Genomic DNA, 20,205 nt, shown 5'->3' on the forward strand with positions numbered 1-20,205 from the left:
GCATAAAAATTCCCATAACTAAAATAGGCTCGTACCAATGCATGCCTATCTTCCGAAGATATGGCATACTGCATGCTCAAATCGTTCATCTCTTTGGCTTTTAAAAGGTTGTTGTTGTCGTAATAATAGTAGCTAAGTAGTTGGTAGATTTGTTGGGTTAGGGCATGATAATTTATAGCAGTGCTGTAGTCAAGAGCTTTTTCTGCCATCCATAAAATACTATCATTACTAGCGTTGTATGCATTTTGTGCCTTTAAAAACAGGGCTGTTGCTATACCTTTTTTGTAATCTATTTTTCTTGCAATTTTTAGTGCATGCGTTGCTTGATTAAGAGAAAGGTTTAAATCTCTGTTTTTATTTAGTTCTGCTAAATAGTTTAGTAAATCAACCTTAGCAGAGTCATTCTTTTCAATTTGCACTCTTCTTTCTAATGAGTCTATTAGCTTCACTTGCGCGAATAAGTTCGCAAATAAAAAACTGAAAATAATAAGTAAAAACCTTCGAATGTGCATAATGCCTTAATATACAGATTTTGCCATTATTTATGACGATCAAGACTATGTTTTTCTACTTTTTTAGTATCTTGTTGTTCTGTTTTGTACCCTAGTAGGGTTAAGCATTTTATTTTAACATCTAATTTTTCTATATATGAAGCGAATAATTAAAAAAGTTGCGGTATTAGGTTCAGGTGTAATGGGATCTAGAATAGCTTGTCATTTTGCAAATATTGGTTTAGAGGTATTGCTACTCGACATAGTTCCAAAAGATGCTCCGGCAGGCGATAAGAAGGCTCGTAATAAAATAGTAAATGACGCATTACAGTTTGCCTTGAAGTCAAATCCATCTCCTATTTACCATAAATCATTTGTTAATAGAATAGCCACAGGAAATTTTGAAGATGATATGAAAAATATCTCTTCTTGTGATTGGATTATAGAGGTTGTTGTGGAAAGATTAGACATTAAAAAAGTAGTGTTTGAAAATGTTGAAAAATATCGTAAGCCGGGAACTCTTATAACATCAAATACTTCAGGTATTCCAATGAAATTGATGAGTGAAGGCAGAAGCGAAGATTTTCAAAAGCATTTTTGTGGAACACATTTTTTCAACCCTCCTCGTTATTTAAAATTACTCGAAATTATTCCTGCACCTCATACATCTCCCGAAGTAATTGATTTTTTAATGAATTATGGGGAGCAGTTTTTAGGAAAAACTACCGTTTTATGTAAAGATACTCCAGCCTTTATTGCCAATAGAATTGGCGTGTTTGGTATAATGAGTTTGTTTCATTTAGTAGAAAAAATGGGATTAACTATCGAAGAGGTTGATAAACTTACTGGTCCTGTTTTTGGTCGCCCGAAATCTGCAACTTTTAGAACATGCGATGTAGTTGGTTTAGATACCTTGGTGCATGTGGCGAATGGTGTAGCAGCATCTTGCCCAAATGATGAGGCTAAAGATGTATTTAAAATTCCGGCATACATAACCAAAATGGTGGAGAATAAATGGTTGGGATCTAAAACTGAACAAGGTTTCTTTAAGAAGGTAAAAGGTGCTGGCGGGAAAAGCGAGATTCATGCGTTAGACCTTACAACTCTTGAATACAAGCCATCTCAAAAGGTTAAGTTTGCTACACTTGAAACAACAAAATCTATTGATAATTTAAAAGATAGATTAAAAGTGTTGCATGCCGGAAAAGATAAAGCTGGTGAGTTTTACAGAGCTAGTACATTTGGCCTGTTGCAATATGTTTCTAACCGTATTCCGGAGATAGCTGATGAATTGTTTAAAATTGATGCTGCTATGAATGCCGGATTTGGATGGGCTTTAGGTCCATTTGAAATGTGGGATGCACTTGGTGTGGAAAATACACTAACCGAAATGGAAAAGGCTGGTAACAAAGCAGCTGCTTGGGTTACAGATATGGTAAAAGCCGGACATAAAAGCTTTTATAAAATTGAAGATGGTGTGAAAAAATATTATGATATCCCATCTAAATCATACAAAACTGTCCCTGGTACAGAACAATTTATATTGCTTGATACAATTCGCCCTACAAAAACAGTTTGGAAAAATGCGGGTACAACTATAACCGATATTGGTGATGGAATTTTGAACTTGGAATTCCATACCAAAATGAATACGATTGGTAGTGAAGTTATACAAGGCATACATACTGCTATTGATATGGCAGAGAAAGATTATCGTGGTTTAGTGATATCAAATGAAGGAGATAATTTTTCTGCAGGGGCCAATGTCGGTATGATTTTTATGATGGCTGCAGAGCAAGAATGGGATGAATTAAATTTTGCTATCAAAGCATTTCAAAATGCTATGATGCGTGTAAGATATTCCTCTATTCCGGTTGTTGTAGCTCCTCACAATATGGCATTGGGCGGTGCAACTGAAATGAGTTTACACTCAGATAAAGTAGTTGCTCATGCTGAGTTGTATATGGGGCTTGTAGAGTTTGGGGTAGGTCTCATCCCTGGTGGTGGCGGAACTAAAGAGTTTGCTGTTAGATTGTCGGATGAGTTGCACGAAGGTGATGTGGAGTTAAACGCATTCCGCAATCGCTTCCTCACTATCGGACAAGCAAAGGTGTCCACATCTGCTCACGAAGCGTTTGATTTAGGTTATTTACGTAAAGGTAAAGATGTAGTGGTGGTATCACGCAATCGCTTATTGGCCGAAGCAAAAGAACAATGTTTAGAGTTAGCAAACGCTGGATATGTAAGACCAATTGAACGAAAGGATATCAGAGTGCTTGGTAAGCAAGGCCTTGGATTAGCTTATTTAGGAGCCAATTCAATGCTTTCCGGAAATTATATTTCTGAGCATGATGCTAAAATTTCTCAAAAACTAGCGCATGTATTATGTGGTGGTGATTTATCTTCTCCTACTATTGTAAGCGAACAATATTTACTAGACTTGGAAAGAGAAATGTTCTTGTCATTATGTGGCGAGAAAAAAACATTAGAGCGAATTCAAAGTATTATTACTGGTGGTAAAGTGCTTAGAAACTAATATAACTTATTATTATAACTCAAAACATTAAACTAGCAACATTAAACTTTTTTTTATGAACGCATACATAGTAGCAGCATATCGCACCGCAGTTGGAAAAGCCGGCAGAGGTGGTTTTCGTTTTACACGTCCTGACGATTTAGCAGCAGACGTAATTAAACACTTAATGAAATCAGTGCCTAATGTGGCGCATGATCAAGTAGATGATTTAATTGTTGGTAATGCTATGCCTGAAGCCGAACAAGGAATGAATTTTGCTCGATTTATTTCGTTGGCAGCCTTTAATACAGATAAGGTATCTGCCATGACGGTTAATCGTTATTGTGCATCTGGTTTAGAAACTATTGCAATTGCCTCTGCTAAAATTCATGCAGGACAGGCTGATTGTATTGTAGCCGGTGGATCTGAGTCCATGAGTTTAATTCCGATGGGCGGTTGGAGAATTATTCCAAATTACGAAGTAGCAAAAACTAATCCTGATTATTATTGGGGAATGGGACTTACAGCCGAAGCGGTGGCAAAAGAATATAAAGTTTCTAGAGAAGATCAAGATGCTTTTTCTTTCAACTCTCATATGAAAGCTATGAAAGCTATTAAAGATGGCAAGTTTAAAGAAGAAATTGTCCCAATTACTGTGAAAGAAACATTCTTAGATGCAAGCGAAAAAAAACAAACTCGCGATATTATTATAGATACAGATGAAGGTCCTCGTGCTGATACTACGTTGGAAGCATTGGCTAAATTAAAGCCTGTGTTTGCTGCAAATGGTAGTGTTACAGCAGGTAATTCTTCACAAACTAGTGATGGTGCAGCTTTTGTAATGGTAGTGAGCGAGAAATTTTTAAAAGCAAATAATCTTAAACCAATTGCGCGTTTAGTAAGCTTTGCATCTGCAGGTGTACCTCCACGTATTATGGGTATTGGTCCAGTAGCAGCCATTCCAAAAGCATTGAAATTGGCAGGTTTAAAGCAAGATCAAATTGATTTGTTTGAATTGAATGAAGCCTTTGCTTCTCAGTCATTAGCAGTAGTGCGTGAGTTGGGCATTAACCAAGAACTAGTAAATGTAAACGGTGGAGCCATCTCCTTAGGACATCCCCTAGGATGCAGTGGGGCTAAACTTTCTGTTCAACTATTTAACGAACTAAAACGAAGAAATAAAAAATATGGTGTAGTAACCATGTGTGTAGGTACAGGGCAAGGTGCTGCTGGAGTGTTTGAAATGTTGTAAAATTTAAATGAATGAAGTACAAGGCCTCGCTTGATTTAATAGCGAAAGTTACAACGTATGGATAAATAGTTTTTTGTGTTTTTGAAGGGCTGCTTTTTCTGCGGTTCGAAAATAGTGGTAATAACTATATTCACGGAATTGTATGTTTAATTTTGTTGCTTACAATTCTTATAAGTTTTTTTTTGCACCTAGATATTATATCCTTAATGACACACAACTCATAATCGTTAGACCTATTGCAAATAAAGTTTTTGAAAGAAAATCAATTGTTAATGCCAAGGTTATTGATAATGCAGCTTTCTTAAAAATTCAACGGACATTTGGTGTAGGTGGATTATTTGGTTATTTCGGTGTTTTTAGTGGAATTTATGTTTTCGCTACCCAGAAAAAGAATGGTATTTTATTTACTACAGCAAGTGATAATAAGGAGTATATAATCTCTCCAGATGATACAGCTTTGTATGATAACTTAATTTCAAAGACAAATTAGTTTTTTAAGGTTTTCTTTAGTTTCTAGAACCTAAGCTTATAAATGAATGAAGCGCATTTTTTTATTTTTATCATTTCTATTTCTCTTTCTCTTTAATTTTTCTAGAGCAGAAGACAATACAAATACGTATAGAAAAACTCAAATTGGATTTACTATTTCTCCGGATCTATGCTATAGAAAGCTAACGAATGGTTTTTCATATCGATACGACCTCGAAAAACCTAAACTTGGTTATACTTTGGGTGCAAGTGTTTGGTGGCAACTTCGCAAAAAAATTGGATTAGAATTAGGGCTTAGTTATTCTAATAAAGGATATAAATTTAAGTTTAATGATTTTAGTTTTCTAACCTATGGAGATTTTATTGATCCAACCAAAGGATTTGTCTTTAATACAGGCCCAACAGCAGATGTGAAAGGGAAATATGTTTATAATTTTAGCTATATAGAAGTGCCATTCAAATTAACATTTTTAGCAGGCACTAAATCTCTTCATTTTTTCTATAGTGTTGGAGTAGCTCCTGGTTTTCTTTTTTATAGTTCAACCAAGTCAATTGTTTCAATTGATGGTGAAGAACCCAATGTTACTAAAAACGCCACGCCATTCAATGGTATCCCGATTAATATTTCACCGCTGCTAAGCATTGGAATAAATTACAACATAAACGATAAATCTAACCTTCGTATTGAACCGTTAGTTAAATACGGTTTAATAGATATAAGTGGAGCAGCTACATCCGGAGAATTTTTGTGGAGTGCAGGATTAAGTATTTCGTGCTTTTTTATCAAATAAGTTGTTTCATTAACCACTTTCCTCGGTTAGTCGTAGTGTCTCGCTACGACTTCAACAATTTTAATTTTGTATTCTTGTAAATACTTTTAATGCCATCAACAGCGCTGTAGTCGAAAGCCACAACTTCCTAAGAATATGTAAAATCTTTGCCTTTCCATAGAAATTTTGACCTCTTTCCAATTTCAAACTATGCCCAAAGGAACAGGCTGTAGCTTTATAAAAACGGGTACTGGGTTGTTTGGGTTAATCTAGGCATCCACGAGTAACCCAATATTTATAACCAATGATAGCTTTTTCCCATGTTTTTAGTTTTGTCAAATCACGTTTATAATATTTGGGTAGCACTATCTTATTTAATTTAGCTAACAACTGAAAAATACTTTTTCTCATTTTATATATTTTGTTTTGGGAGCAAGGTAAAATTAATTAGGACTAACTATGTTGTTCAATAGTCAAAATAAATTTAGTACAAATTGTTTGTATATAACAAAGTCATTTTCAGATTAATCTTAATGATGCCTGTGCTGAGGTTTTGGCTAGCCCCAAAAACTACACTGAGAGTTTTTTTTGAATGAGTTTAAGATTAAATATTTCGTATCTTCTATACAATTATGTTTGTTTCATTAGATATTATTTTAATATGCAATCAAAAGCCACAACCCCCGAAGAATATGTAAAATCATTGCCTGTAGACAGAAAGCCTGCAATTACCAAACTTAGAGAGGTAATTCTGAATAATATCCCTAAGGGGTTTAAAGAGGAAATGAGCTACGGCATGCTTGGATACGTAGTACCTCATTCTCTCTATCCTAGCGGTTATCATTGTAATCCTAAGTTGCCATTACCTTTCATAAATTTAGCATCACAAAAAAATTATATTTCTTTTTATCACATGGGGCTATATAAGGGCGAACTGCTTACTTGGTTTGAGAAGGAATGGAAGTCCACTTCAAAAAACAAGCTAGATATGGGCAAATGCTGTGTGCGTTTCAAAAAGCTCGATGAAATCCCCTTTGAGCTTATTGGCAAACTCGTTTCTAAAGTCACACCTAAACAGTGGATTGATATTTACGAAAGTAGCATTAAAAAATAGGAAACTATATTTATCTGTTACTTATAGAAGTATTTTATTTGCTTTAAAATCTTATATCTATTATAATACTACATTTGTAGTACATTAAATTAAAGTATGTATAAGCGCGTTTTAATTGCATTAGCGGCATTGGCGTTAATTATAACTGCCGGTATATACTTGCTTAAGTCGTCCAATCAAAGTAATGAGGTTAAATTACTTGATATATCTTGTATACCAATAAATGCAATTTGCATTGTAGAATCTCATAATGCCATATCTGGTTTAAATTCCATTGTTAATCAAAATGAAGTTTTTGAAAAGTTAGCACAAACAGAATTGTTTAATTACAATACGTCCTTAGCTGTTTTAGACTCTCTAATACAGAGAAATAGCGCTGCAAAAAAATATTTTAAAAACAAAACCACTTATTTGTCAATACATCCCCGAGGCGTTAATAAAATTGGTGTCTTGTTTTCTTTTACTACCGGATCTTCTCAGCAAAACGATTCTCTGCAGCAATTTATTAGTAGTTATAAAAGCGACTCTCTTATTTTATCAAAAAACTATGATGGTGCTATAATTTCTCAATTGGCTATTGCAGGAGGAATTTATAATGCAACCATTTACAAAAATTATTTTTTGGTTAGTCAGCACATTACTTTAATTGAAGATGCTGTGCGGCAAATCAATTCGAAAATATCGTTGATAAATAATGAAGTGTTTAAGAAAGCCTATCAAACAAAGGGAAACAAAGGTTTGGGGACGCTTTTTTTAAATCTAGAGCAATTCCCTTTTTTAGCAAAAGATATACTTACTCCTGCAACTCAAATCAGTTTCAATAGAATTGAAAATTTTTGTCAGTGGATAGCTCTTGACATTGATAATGTTGCTAACTCAATTGTTCTAAAAGGGTTTTCTGCAGTTAAAGATTCTTTGAAAAGCTACCTTTCCATTTTTCGTAAGCAAGAACCTGTTGCTATTGACTTGTATTCTGTTATTCCTGATAATGTGTCTTTTTTTTCTGTTTGGGGTGTAAGCAATCAGATGGCTTTTAATCAATCATACAAAAGCTATTTACGCTCGTATAATTTGTTGCAGGATAATGAGGCCTATTTTAAAAAGGTTAAACGGAAAACCGGATTGGATGTAGAGCGTTTATTGATAAACGAATGGTCGTCCCAATTAGCACATTATTCTATTGAAAGTAAAGATGCGGAAAGCGCTAATTATATGGTTTTACAAGTGAAGGATGTGGATAAATTTGTTGAACTTACAACAGCTATTGTTGATTCTTTATCGGCAGATTCTATCCCTAAAGTTGATACTATTCACTATCAAACATATCCAATTTATAGTTTTCCCTTGCCCGAGTATTTTAATTATTACCTCCAAAGTTCTGTACCCAATTTTAAGTGTAATTACTTTACTGTTATTTCTAACGAATATGTTGTTTTTTCAGCTAGTATAGACAATTTGAAAAATTGTATCGAATCCTATGTTGCATCCGAAACTTTTGTCGGAACGTACTACTACAAAAACTATTTTTCGAAAAAATATAATTCCGATTGCAATTTTCTTACATACTATTCTTCTGCTTTTTTTATTGATAAACTTAAAACTAGTACCGTTCTTAATTATGCTACAAATGTTACAAAAGCTGAGCCATTGCTAAAAGAGTTTTATCCATTAGCGTTTCAGTTTTCAAATACCTCTAAATTAATGTATTCCTATGCAGCCATTGGACTTAAAGACTCTTTGGCGCAAACCATTGATGAGTATTGGAAAATAAATTTTGACACCACTATCACTAAAAAGCCTGTAGCTATTTACAATCATAGCGACAAAAGGGAAGATGTTTTTGTACAAGACAATGCCAATAAAATTTATTGGGTTAACTGTACCGGTGAAATAGCTTGGCAAATGCAGCTAAAAGATTCTATTGTAGGTAATGTTATTCAAATTGATGCCTATAAAAACAACAAGCTTCAGTTATTATTCGCTACGAAAAACGAAATTCACCTAATTGATAAAAATGGTAATTATTTAAAAGGATATCCTTTTAAAGTAAAGTCGACCATTGTTTCTAATTTAATTACTTACAACAAAAAAAGAGAAACTCTAATTGGATTTGTTAATTCGCAAAACGAGCTGCAATCATTTAAAATAAGCTCTGTTGCTATCGAAAAACATCAATCCGCAAAAATAGGTTTTGCTGCAAATTATCTTACCGCTTTCAATTTGTCAGACGGAACATCTGTAATAGCGGCTACCGATCCACAACATATTTCCTTTGTGAAGAATTTCAAGCAAGTTATACATACTGGGAATCTTAAAAACTCTATTATTTCTCCAATTTTGCTTTCTGAGAAAGCAAAAGATAAAATAGAGTTTTGTTTTGTTGATGCTAATTTTGAATACAATAGAATTGATTTGTTTTCCGGCAAGCATATTTCTAGTAAGGAAGATGTGTTTAGCGATGTCGAATTCGTAGTTTTATCCAATGCCAATTGGCTTATATACAAAGAAGGTTCTATAATACAGGTCGATGCTAATTTAAAAAACACGACTAGTCAGCTCTTCAAGAAAAAGTTGGAATCCGCAACAAATGCAGTAGAATTTGTTTCTAAAGACGCAAGTAAATATTGTGTTTCAAATAATAGTAAAACGGCTTTATATCTAAAGTCGTCAGAACGCGTTTTACCAACAGTTTTTAATGGCAAAATGTGTTGTATTGTTAAGTCCTTTAATAATTCCTACCAACTTATCACACTTCAAAAAGATAGAAAATTGGCTTCTTTTAGGTTAGAAGAATAATTTACTAAATTCGCTGTTCAAAAAACTTTAATCATGGTAAGGGCAGGAAAATTATTCTTTTTGTTGGTAATCTTAACAACAAGTATAAAGTCGCAAGATTTTTTAGGTTACATCAACAGTAATTATTCCGGTGTAAATGGAATAAACCTGAATCCAGCCTCTATTGCCGATAGTCGTTATAAAGTAGATGTCAATCTTATTGGTGCCAGTGGGTATTTATATAATAATTACGTTGGTATGCTTTCCGATGCTTTTAAAGAAGAAGGTGCTTTCGATGATACATTGTTTAAAGTAAACTATCTCCGACTAAAAGAAACCGATAAAAGCAAATCTCTTTTTTTAAGAAATAATTTCGAATTGCCCTCTGTGATGGTTTCTATTACACCAAAAGATGCTATTGGTTTCTCTTGGCGTATTCGCAATTACATTAACATTGATGGAGTAGAGCAGGAAATGGCCGATTTGATTTACAACGATTTTAGTATGAATAATTTATACAATAAATCTATTTCCAATGAACGATTAAGCGCTCAATTTATGAGTTGGTCAGAGGTTGGATTTTCATACGCACGAGTGTTATTGGATAAGGAACGAAATTTCATGAAGGCAGGAGTGCGAGCTAAAATTATTCGAGGTATTGCCGGAGGATATTTGTTTGTTGATAATTTGAATTATAAGATTAAAAACAATGACACCATTTCTATAGAGAATACAACAGTTAGATATGGCGTATCAGATAACTTAGATTTTTCTGGGGAAGGAAATATTAAATTCGGCTCTTCTCGCTCACTTGGGCTTGACGTTGGATTTGTGTACGAGTATCGCCCTAACTGGAAAAAATATCGCTACGAAATGGATGGAGATACTAATTTGGTTCGAAGAGATAAAAACAAATATAAACTTCGTTTAGGGCTTTCCATACTTGATATTGGCGGTGTTAAATTTACTAAATCATCTACTAGTAGCGATTATTATGCAAATGTGAGCAATATGGCACTAAGTGAATTAGATGTAGAAGATACAGATGAATTAAGCGATTCCCTAGCTGGAATTTTTCAACCCATTTCCAGTTCAAGTACTTTTAAAATGAATTTGCCAACCGCTATTTGTGCGCAAATTGATTACAATATTTACAAAGATTTTTATATAAATTTTACACCTTATATTGCTTTTAAGTATAAGAAAAATGAGAATAAAGTTCATGATTTTACAACTATCAGTATTACCCCACGTTGGGATCATAAATGGTTTGGGGTGTTTTTACCCGTGTCGCATAATGGATTAACCGGAACAAATTTGGGAGTGTCTTTTCGTTTAGGTCCTGTAATATTTGGAACAACTGATGTATTGCCAATTATAGGTACTCGTGATATTTATGGTGTCGACTTTCATTTAACAACTAAAATTCCAATATTCTTCAAGCATCCACGAGATAAAGACAAAGACAAAATTTCTAATAAAAAAGATAAATGTCGTGAAATACCCGGTATATGGAAGTTTCAAGGTTGTCCGGATTGCGATAAAGATGGTATCGAAGATTCAAAAGACGCATGTCCTGACGATGCAGGTATTCCTGAATTTAATGGATGTCCTGATACAGATGGAGATAAATTAATGGATAAATTAGATAGTTGCCCCGAAGTGCCCGGATTAATTGAGTTTAACGGTTGCCCGGATAAAGATGGAGATAAGATTATTGATATGCGCGACTCTTGTCCTGATGTGCCCGGAATAAAACAGTTCAACGGCTGCCCGGATAAAGACATGGATGGAGTGCAAGATTCAGAAGATGCTTGTCCAAATGATGCCGGACCAATAGAGCAAAAAGGATGCCCTGATACAGACAAAGATGGCATATTTGATAACGAAGATTTGTGTCCTGCCGAGTTTGGAACTAAAGAAAACAAAGGCTGTCCTTTCCCTGATAAAGATGGTGATGGAGTATTTGACAAGGACGATAAATGCCCTGAAACTGTTGGTGTAAAAGAAAATTTTGGCTGTCCTGTGTTGCAAAAAGAAGAGCAGGAAGTTATCAATACCGCATTTTCTAGCTTAGAGTTTGAAACAGGTAAAGATGTTATCAAACAAAATTCGTATGCATCGCTAGAGGAATTGGCTAAGTTGTTAACCAAAAAATCAGCATGGCAACTTAAACTCTCTGGACATACCGATAATCAAGGCAATCCGAAAAAGAACATGAAATTGTCCGAGCTGCGTGCAAAAGCAGTTAAGAAATTTATTGTAGAAAAAGGAGTTGGCGAGGAGCGAGTTATAGCCGAATGGTTTGGTCAAACAAAACCGGTTGCCAACAACAAAACTCCCGAAGGTCGCCAAAAGAACAGACGCGTGGAGATGAATATTATTTTTAAGTAAATTTTTTACTAACGAATTGTATGTGTTTGGAGGTTGTCCTTAGCCTTCAGAAGGGTTTTTTGAGGAGAAGCTATAGAAAATGCATATAACATAAATTTGATTTTACTCAATATATTGAGTAAATAATTTCCAAAAAGAATTTAAACCCGATAAGGTACTTCTTATCGGTAATTCAAGTTTACCATGGCAAGAGTTTCTACAAATTAACCCTTCGGAAATATTTTAATAACTCTAAAAACTTGTCTGTGTTGTCATATTTTGCTACACTTGCAAAATAATTTCGTTTTTAATTTTATAGAATTTCAACCCATGAAACTAAAATCTTTTCTTCCCCTTGCAATTTTATTTGCATTCAGTTCTTCTGTTTTTTCTCAAAAATATTATATCCTTGAAAGGTCAATTGTAATAGATAATGTTCCCTTCCAAGCAATTAATAAACCCTGTAATTATTATTTGCTCTTGCCTAAAGATTTTCATGCCAAGCAAGATGTTATTAGCTACGATTATTCAGTAAAACCAACTTCCTTATATGGAGCTAAGAATGAAAATTTTTATGCAAAATGGGAAAATATTATTTACTCTGAGTTCAAGGAAAAAAAGCTAACTGCTAAAATGAAAATTAAAACTACTAAATATGATTTAGCAACAGCAAGGTTAAAACCTCAACTAGATCCGGAAGATTTAGATACAAACAACTATTTGAAAGACGAGGCAAATCTAAAAATAAGTACGAAAGCTATTAGTGAAACAGCCCAAAAAATTACTGGAACTTCTCGAGAAGAACTAGTTAAAAATATCTACAATTTTGTGTGCGATACATTGTCATATAAGAATTTCGTTATCGAGAAAAGAAGCGCTAAGAAGGCTTTAACCCAAGGAGCCGGTGATTGCACAGAATATTCAGAGTTAATGGTTAGTTTATGCAGAGCAAAAAATATTCCTGCTAGATTAGTTGTCGGCCTTGTTCTTAAAGCAAAGTATGAAGCAGAATATCACAATTGGGTAGAGGTGTTTTTTCCTCAATATGGTTGGGTTGCGTTTGATCCTACTTGGGGCGATAGTAAAGTGAGTGGAACTACCTACGAGAAGATGAGAAACATTTATGTGAAAAGCAGCAGTACGAGAGATGTTGGAGGGGTTCTTAGATCAGAGTGCTTCCAAAAAGACTTAGATTTTAAAGTGAAAGTAATTGATACCTATACTTTTGGTAATCAAGATTTGTATGTAAAAAAGGATTCGTTATATCAAGACTCTGTTAACATAACAAATAATGCTACAAAGGCACTTAAAATTTTAGACACATTGCTTTCTTTAGAGCCAGATAATTATGCCTTTGCAATGCGAAAGGGAATTTGCTTGGCGCGTCTACAATCTTTTGATGAGGCTTTCAAATACATAGAAAAAGCTAATATTTTAACTGAAATTCCTTCTGAAAAGAGAAATGTTTTATATGCTTATGCAAATTATTACGCGCTTAAAAATGATGCTACGAATGCTGTTTTATATTTATATAAGTCATTCGATAACGGATTTAGTGGCTTTAATAGATCATTTCTTAAAGATGCCGATTTCGAAAAAATAAAAGATAATGCAGAGTTTATTGAATTCCGAAAAAAAATACAAGAAAAAGTAGATGCTGCAGATGCCCAAAAACTAAAAAAGAAAGGGTAAAAGCGGAAGAGAGTTTTTTATACTCCCCTAACTATCAAACTTTACAACTTTACAACTTTATAACTACTTACCCCTCGTCATCTCCACCTTATCCTCTACAATAAAGGCATCAGGGAAGTTGTCTTTAATTTGTTTTAAAAATTTATGTGCGTCCAATCTGTTTTTAAAATTGCCTACACGTACTTTAAAATTAGGCTGTTCGTACATCTCGTAGGTAGCAACATCAGGGTAGGATTGTAAAAATTTTGTTTTCTTTTCTTTCGCAACAGTTCTATCACTTCCAAAATGAATTTGTATCCTAAAGCCCGATGTTTTGCCATTGGTGCGTTTATTTGCATCTAGTTTCTTATCCAAAACAGCTTTAATTCCCGGATCGGAATAAACTATTGCCAACGAATCCGAATTAGCCTGCGCACAAGCTCCCCCGGCTATAAATAATAAATACAAAATAAAAAAATAGTGTCTTCTCATTTGTTCAAAAATAACATTAATTATGCCAAGTGCAATCAATTTCAAGCAAACTGCCCATCCTTAAAAAAGCAAAGGGCACAGATTGAGGTTTGCGAATGCATTTCTTTACACCAAGGAGACAATCCTTATTTAGAATCGATATAAATTAAAAAATATTTAACTTTTTTTAACCACCGAATCATGTTTCTTATAATTTTGTTATCGCTTTAAAACACTTAAACAAAGTACACATAGAAATAATTTATGCGTCATTATAAAAAAAGCTTTCTAACACTCTGTCTCCTAGTATTGTCAATATTTTCAACTACTACTGCCTTTGCGCAGCCTGACGGAGCCAAACTATTCAAACAAAATTGTGCAACCTGTCATCGGCTAGATGATAAAAAACTTACAGGCCCCGGCTTGAAAGGCGTTGCAGATCGTGTGCCAAAGCCGGCCGATGAATGGTTATTCAAATGGGTAAAAAATAACGACAAACTTCGTGCAAGCGGAGATGCCTATGCCAACAAGGTTTTCAACGATTTTGGTGGTTCGGCTATGACTGTTTTCGAATACCTAAGTGATGATGAAATAAAAGCAGTAATTGCATATTTTAAAAATCCTCCTGTAGAGGTAGCCCCTACAGCTCCTGTTGCCGGTGCGACAAGCGATGCTACCGAAAAAAAATCAGAAGGATTAAATCCCACCCTACCACTTATCATTATTGCGGTTTTCTTAGTTATTCTTGCTGCTGTATTGCGCGGTGTAAAAAAATCACTAAAAAATGTATTAAACGAAAAAGAAGGAAAAGGCGCTGATGCAGACTTAACAGTTTGGCAAGAGCTTGTACTTTGGATGAATGCCAACAGAACAAAAGTTGCAGTTGTAATTTTATTTTTAATTGGTTGGGGTGGAAAATTAGCATGGGATGGAATGATGGGTATAGGAATTTACCAAGGTTACAAACCGGAGCAGCCAATTGCGTTCTCTCATAAAATTCATGCCGGAGATAACGGAATCAATTGTGTGTATTGCCACTCTTATGTTGAAAAGAGCCGTCACGCAGGTATTCCATCTGTAAATATTTGTATGAACTGTCACCAAGGAATTGAAAAGGGGCCAAATACCGGTACTGCTGAAATAGCAAAAATATATGCTGCTGCAGGATGGAACACCGAAACGCAAGCATACGATAAGCCACAATCTCCTATAAAGTGGATTAAAGTTCACAACCTACCCGATTTCGTATATTTCAGCCACCAACAACACGTAGTAGTTGGTAAGCAAGAATGTACTACTTGTCACGGAGAAGTAAAAGAAATGACTGTTGCACAGCAGCACGCTCCACTTACAATGGCTTGGTGTGTTGATTGTCACAGAAAAACGGAAGTAGCTATGGCTAACAATCCTTACTACGAAGATTTGCACAAAAAATTAGCCGAAAAGTACAAAGGCCAAAAAATTACTGTTGATAAGATGGGCGGCATAGAGTGTGCTAAATGTCATTACTAATCAAAAATTAAAAGGAAACGCTTAATTTATGAGCACAAAAAAATACTGGAAAGGTTTAGAAGAACTAGCCAATACACCTGAATTCCAAAAGTCGGCACAAAACGAATTTGCTGAATCGATTCCTGTTGAAGACTTTCTTCAAAATGATTCGTTAGACAAAACGTCAACAAGTCGCAGAGACTTTTTAAAGTACTTAGGATTCAGCGTTACTGCTGCATCTTTGGCTGCTTGCGAAACTCCTGTTACAAAAGCCGTACCTTATGTGGTAAAACCCGAAGAGATTACTCCGGGTGTTGCTAATTGGTATGCTTCTACTTATTTCGATGGCAGCGATTACGCAAGTATTTTAGTTAAAACTCGCGAAGGTCGTCCAATTAAAATTGAAGGAAATAAATTATCCAAAATAACTAGAGGAGGAACAAATGCACGTATTCAAGCATCTGTTTTGTCTTTATACGATTCTGCTAGAATTACTGCACCTTACGCAAAAGGGGCTCCTAGTACTTGGGATACTGTTGATAAAGAAATTTCCGAGAAATTAGCATCCTCAAGCGCAATAAGAATTCTTACTTCTACAATCATCAGCCCTTCTACAAAAGCTGTTATTGAAGAATTTAAAGCCAAACATCCTTCTGCAAAACATGTTACCTACGATGCTGTTTCTTATTCTGCTTTAATAAAAGCAAACTGGCACAGTTTCGACAAAGGTGTTGTGCCTACTTATAATTTCGAAAAAGCAAATGTGATAGTAAGTGTTGGTGCCGATTTTTTAGGTACCTGGCTTTCTCCAATTGAATTTTCTAAACAATATGCTATAAATAGAAAAGTTGGTTCCAAGAAAAAGGAAATGTCTAAACATTACCAATTCGAATCAATTCTTTCGCTTTCCGGTAGTAATGCTGATAAGCGTTTCCCAATTAAACCTTCTCAAACAGGCTTGATTGTTCTTAACTTATATAATGCTGTCGCTAAATTAGCCGGTGTTGTGGGTGTTGGCTCTGCTGCATCTCAACATGATGCAGAGATTGCAAAAATTGCAAAACATTTGTTGGAGAATAAAGGAAAGTCTCTAGTAGTTTGTGGCGCAAATGATGTTGCAATTCAGTTTGCAGTTAATTCTATAAATTCTTTATTGGGTAATTATAGCAAAACAATCGATTTAGAAAATTATTCTAACCTTAAACAAGGAGATGACGAGCGTTTTGCCGACTTTGTAAAAGAAATGAAAGATGGAAAGGTAGATGCTCTTTTTGTTTATAACGCAAATCCAGTGTATAATACTTCTGCGTCTTTGGCTTTTAGTGAGGCGATGAAGAAAGTAAAATTAAAAGTTTCTTTTGGAGATAGAGTAGACGAAACATCCGAACTGTGTGATTATGTGTGTCCAGATCATCACTATTTGGAATCTTGGAACGATGCAAATCCTTCAAAAGCACAATTTAGTTTACAACAACCAACAATCAATCCAATTTTTTCAAAACCTAAATACGAAGGCACACGCTCTGCTCAAGAGTCTTTGTTAAAATGGTCTGGAAATAATTCGGATTATTTATCCTATATCAAAAAGCATTGGTCTTCTCACGTATTCCCAATGCAAGGTAAACATATGATGTTTACTGAGTTTTGGAATAACTCATTGCACGATGGTGTAGTTGAAATTGGGTTTGGAAAACCGGAGAATGCTCCAAATGTTGTAGCAGATTCTACTGCATCTGTTGGAATAGTAGAGAAAGTAAAAGAAATTTTAGGAAAGGATGAAAAGCAAACTTCGGAAGAAGTTAAAGATACCAACAGAATGTCTATTAATGATGCTTCTGCAGCTATTTCCAAATCCGCTAAAGGTGGAAATTGGGAAGTAGTGTTGTACGAGAAAGTATCAATGGGCAATGGTAATCAAGCCAACAATCCATGGTTACAAGAAATGCCTGATCCAATATCAAAAGTTACATGGGATAATTACATAACCATGAATCCTATTGATATGAAAGGCAAGTACAATTTGTTGGAACGTTACAACCAAATGGAAGATAAGGCTGATGTTGCAAAAATAACTGTAAACGGAACAACAATCGAACTTCCTGTATTTCCTCAACCTGGTCAAGCATTAGGAACCGTAGGTGTTGCATTGGGTTATGGTAGAACAAAGGCTGGCAAATGTGCCGATAACGTTGGTAAGAATGCGTTTACACTTGTTGGATATTCAAATTCGACATTTAATTATAATTTAACAGCAGAACTAAGCGAAAAAACTGGCGAGTTATATCAGTTGGCTTGTACACAAACCCACCATACCATGATGGGTAGATCGATTGTAAAAGAAACAGATTTAACTACGTTTGCTACACAACCTAAACAAGTTTGGAATCATTCAGAAATGATTTCTACACATAAAGGTGCTAAACCAGTTAGTGAAGTTAACTTGTGGGCTGATCACGATAAATTAGGTCACAGATGGGGATTGACAATCGACTTAAACTCTTGTATTGGCTGTGGATCTTGTATTGTAAGCTGTAACGCTGAAAACAATGTGCCTGTTGTAGGAAAAGAAGAAGTTCGCAGAAGCCGTGAAATGCACTGGATGCGTATCGATAGATACTATACAAGTGACATGACCAAGGAAAAAGCAGAGGAAGAACATGTAGGTGCAATTGATATGTATCTAAAAATGGAAAATCCAACTGCCGAAAATCCTAAAGTTGTTTTCCAACCTGTAATGTGTCAACACTGTAATCATGCACCTTGCGAGACTGTTTGTCCTGTATTGGCTACAAATCATAGTTCTGAAGGTTTAAACCAAATGACCTATAACCGTTGTGTTGGTACTAGATATTGTGCAAACAACTGTCCGTATAAAGTAAGACGATTTAACTGGTTTGAATACGATAGAAACCATCGTTTTACCGGAATTAATCCATCTCAAGACGATTTGGGTAGAATGGTTTTAAATCCAGATGTAACAGTGCGTTCAAGAGGAGTAATGGAAAAATGTAGCATGTGTGTGCAACGTGTACAGGAAGGAAAATTGAATGCAAAAAAACAGAATAGAAAATTGGGCGATGGAGATTTTACTACAGCATGTGCACAATCTTGTCCTACAGATGCAATTACTTTTGGTGATTTGAATAATTCGGAAAGTGTGGTTGCTCAGTTATTCCAAGAAGATAGAAGCTATTTCCTATTGGAAGAAGTTGGTATTAAACCTTCTGTATCTTACTTGGTAAAAGTAAGAAATGAGGAGCCTTCTGAAATTGCTGCATCTCACGGAGGTCATGGTAATCATGGCGAGGAGAAGCATGAAGAGAAAAAAGAAAAAGCGCATAGCTAGTTAATAGAATTTAACTTATTTAGAACTTAATATTAATAATATTTTATGCATCAGGAATCCGCAATTAGAGAACCGCTAATTTTAGGTGATGACGTAACGTACGGAAAAATTACCGCAGACATTGCAAAACCTATCGAGGGGAAAGCTAATAAGTGGTGGTACGTTTGTTTTGGTATTGCAATGGCAGCCTTCCTTTGGGGATTTGGCTGTATTTGCTATTTTATCGGTACCGGAATTGGAGCTTGGGGAGCAAACAAAACAGTAGGTTGGGCTTGGGATATAACCAACTTTGTTTGGTGGATTGGTATTGGTCACGCAGGTACCTTGATTTCTGCGGTGTTGTTATTATTCCGTCAAAAATGGAGAATGGCAATAAACCGTTCTGCAGAAGCAATGACAATTTTTGCCGTAATTTGTGCCGCGTTATTTGTTACACTCCACACCGGTCGCCCATGGTTAGATTATTGGTTGTTTCCGCTTCCAAATCAGTTTGGTTCCTTATGGACAAATTTTAACTCACCACTTTTGTGGGACGTATTTGCAGTTAGTACATACTTCTCCGTATCATTAGTATTTTGGTATTTAGGCTTAATTCCTGACTTTGCCATGTTAAGAGATAGAATGACAAAACCATTGGCAAAAAAAATATATGGAATTATGAGTTTTGGATGGAGTGGTAGAGCGAGAGACTGGACAAGATACGAAGAGGTATCTCTTGTATTAGCCGGTTTATCAACACCTCTTGTGTTCTCTGTTCACTCTATTGTAAGTATGGACTTTGCTACTTCTATCGTACCTGGATGGCATACAACAATTTTCCCTCCTTACTTCGTAGCGGGAGCCGTTTTCTCAGGATTTGCAATGGTTTTAACACTTCTTATCATCTGTAGAAAAGTATTAAATCTTGAAAATTATATTACGTTAAAACACATCGAATACATGAACATTGTAATCATTGTTACTGGTTCGATAGTAGGTGTTGCTTATTTAACAGAACTGTTTGTGGCTTGGTATTCCGGTGTTGAGTATGAACAATATGCTTTCTTAAATAGAGCTACGGGGCCTTATTGGTGGTCTTATTGGGGAATGATGACGTGTAACGTTATTTCACCTCAGTTATTTTGGTTCAAAAAAATTAGAACGAGCATCATTGCAACATTTATATTGTCAATTGTGGTAAATATTGGAATGTGGTTCGAACGTTTTGTAATTATTGTTACTTCTATTCATAGAGACTTTTTACCATCTAGTTGGAGTATGTATTCTCCTACTTATATTGAAATTGGATTCTTTATCGGAACAATAGGATTTTTCTTTGTAATATTTTTGTTGTTTGCTCGTGTGTTCCCTGTTATTGCACAGAGTGAATTAAAAACTATTATGAAGAGTTCTTCAGAGAAGTATAAAAAACTTCATAAAGAAAATAATCATCATCACTAATTATTGA

The 20,205-nt window shown here is 35.0% G+C and carries 13 protein-coding genes; 11 read left to right on the forward strand and 2 right to left on the reverse strand.

The features are described from left to right. The coding region (locus tag J0M08_10985; GenBank protein ID MBN8703582.1) for a hypothetical protein at positions 1-449 on the reverse strand (449 nt) is incomplete at its 3' end. 199 nt (positions 450-648) lie between these two features. On the opposite strand from J0M08_10985, the gene J0M08_10990 reads away from it, so the two are divergent. The 8 genes from J0M08_10990 (at position 649) to J0M08_11025 (ending at position 13,471) form a co-directional block, all read left to right on the forward strand. Continuing rightward, positions 649-3,027: an enoyl-CoA hydratase/isomerase family protein gene (locus tag J0M08_10990; GenBank protein MBN8703583.1), complete on the forward strand. Its 2,379-nt coding sequence runs from the start codon at positions 649-651 to the stop codon at positions 3,025-3,027. Between the two features lie 55 nt (positions 3,028-3,082). Beyond that, positions 3,083-4,258, forward strand: coding sequence for an acetyl-CoA C-acyltransferase (locus J0M08_10995; protein ID MBN8703584.1), 1,176 nt, complete (start codon positions 3,083-3,085; stop codon positions 4,256-4,258). 142 nt (positions 4,259-4,400) lie between these two features. Then, positions 4,401-4,748: a hypothetical protein gene (locus J0M08_11000; protein ID MBN8703585.1), complete on the forward strand. Its 348-nt coding sequence runs from the start codon at positions 4,401-4,403 to the stop codon at positions 4,746-4,748. A gap of 46 nt (positions 4,749-4,794) precedes the next feature. Beyond that, positions 4,795-5,538 (forward strand): outer membrane beta-barrel protein, encoded by a 744-nt coding sequence (locus J0M08_11005; protein ID MBN8703586.1) that lies wholly within the window; start codon positions 4,795-4,797, stop codon positions 5,536-5,538. A gap of 640 nt (positions 5,539-6,178) precedes the next feature. Then, positions 6,179-6,631 (forward strand): DUF1801 domain-containing protein, encoded by a 453-nt coding sequence (locus tag J0M08_11010; protein ID MBN8703587.1) that lies wholly within the window; start codon positions 6,179-6,181, stop codon positions 6,629-6,631. A gap of 96 nt (positions 6,632-6,727) precedes the next feature. Further along, the gene (locus J0M08_11015) at positions 6,728-9,427 is read left to right on the forward strand and encodes a hypothetical protein (protein ID MBN8703588.1); all 2,700 of its coding nucleotides are present in this window, start codon (positions 6,728-6,730) and stop codon (positions 9,425-9,427) included. Positions 9,428-9,460: 33 nt separating this feature from the next. After that, positions 9,461-11,800, forward strand: a complete 2,340-nt coding sequence (locus tag J0M08_11020) for an OmpA family protein (GenBank protein ID MBN8703589.1) — start codon at positions 9,461-9,463, stop codon at positions 11,798-11,800. Positions 11,801-12,109: 309 nt separating this feature from the next. Next, entirely contained in the window at positions 12,110-13,471 is a 1,362-nt protein-coding gene (locus J0M08_11025) for a lasso peptide biosynthesis protein (GenBank protein ID MBN8703590.1), read from the forward strand. 63 nt (positions 13,472-13,534) lie between these two features. On the opposite strand, the gene J0M08_11030 is transcribed toward J0M08_11025, so the two are convergent. Next, a complete protein-coding gene (locus J0M08_11030; protein ID MBN8703591.1) occupies positions 13,535-13,942 on the reverse strand; it encodes an SPOR domain-containing protein in 408 nt (135 codons plus the stop codon). 243 nt (positions 13,943-14,185) lie between these two features. On the opposite strand from J0M08_11030, the gene J0M08_11035 reads away from it, so the two are divergent. From J0M08_11035 to nrfD, 3 genes are read left to right on the forward strand one after another with little or no spacing between them, the layout of a single operon-like run. Beyond that, complete coding sequence (locus J0M08_11035) at positions 14,186-15,433, forward strand: c-type cytochrome (protein ID MBN8703592.1); 1,248 nt, start codon at positions 14,186-14,188, stop codon at positions 15,431-15,433. 28 nt (positions 15,434-15,461) lie between these two features. Beyond that, complete coding sequence (locus J0M08_11040) at positions 15,462-18,758, forward strand: TAT-variant-translocated molybdopterin oxidoreductase (protein ID MBN8703593.1); 3,297 nt, start codon at positions 15,462-15,464, stop codon at positions 18,756-18,758. 45 nt (positions 18,759-18,803) lie between these two features. Then, entirely contained in the window at positions 18,804-20,198 is a 1,395-nt protein-coding gene (nrfD, locus tag J0M08_11045; protein ID MBN8703594.1) for a polysulfide reductase NrfD, read from the forward strand. The last annotated feature ends 7 nt before the right edge of the window (positions 20,199-20,205 follow it).

The organism is Bacteroidota bacterium (genome assembly GCA_017303975.1).
Lineage (GTDB): Bacteria > Bacteroidota > Bacteroidia > JAFLBG01 > JAFLBG01 > JAFLBG01.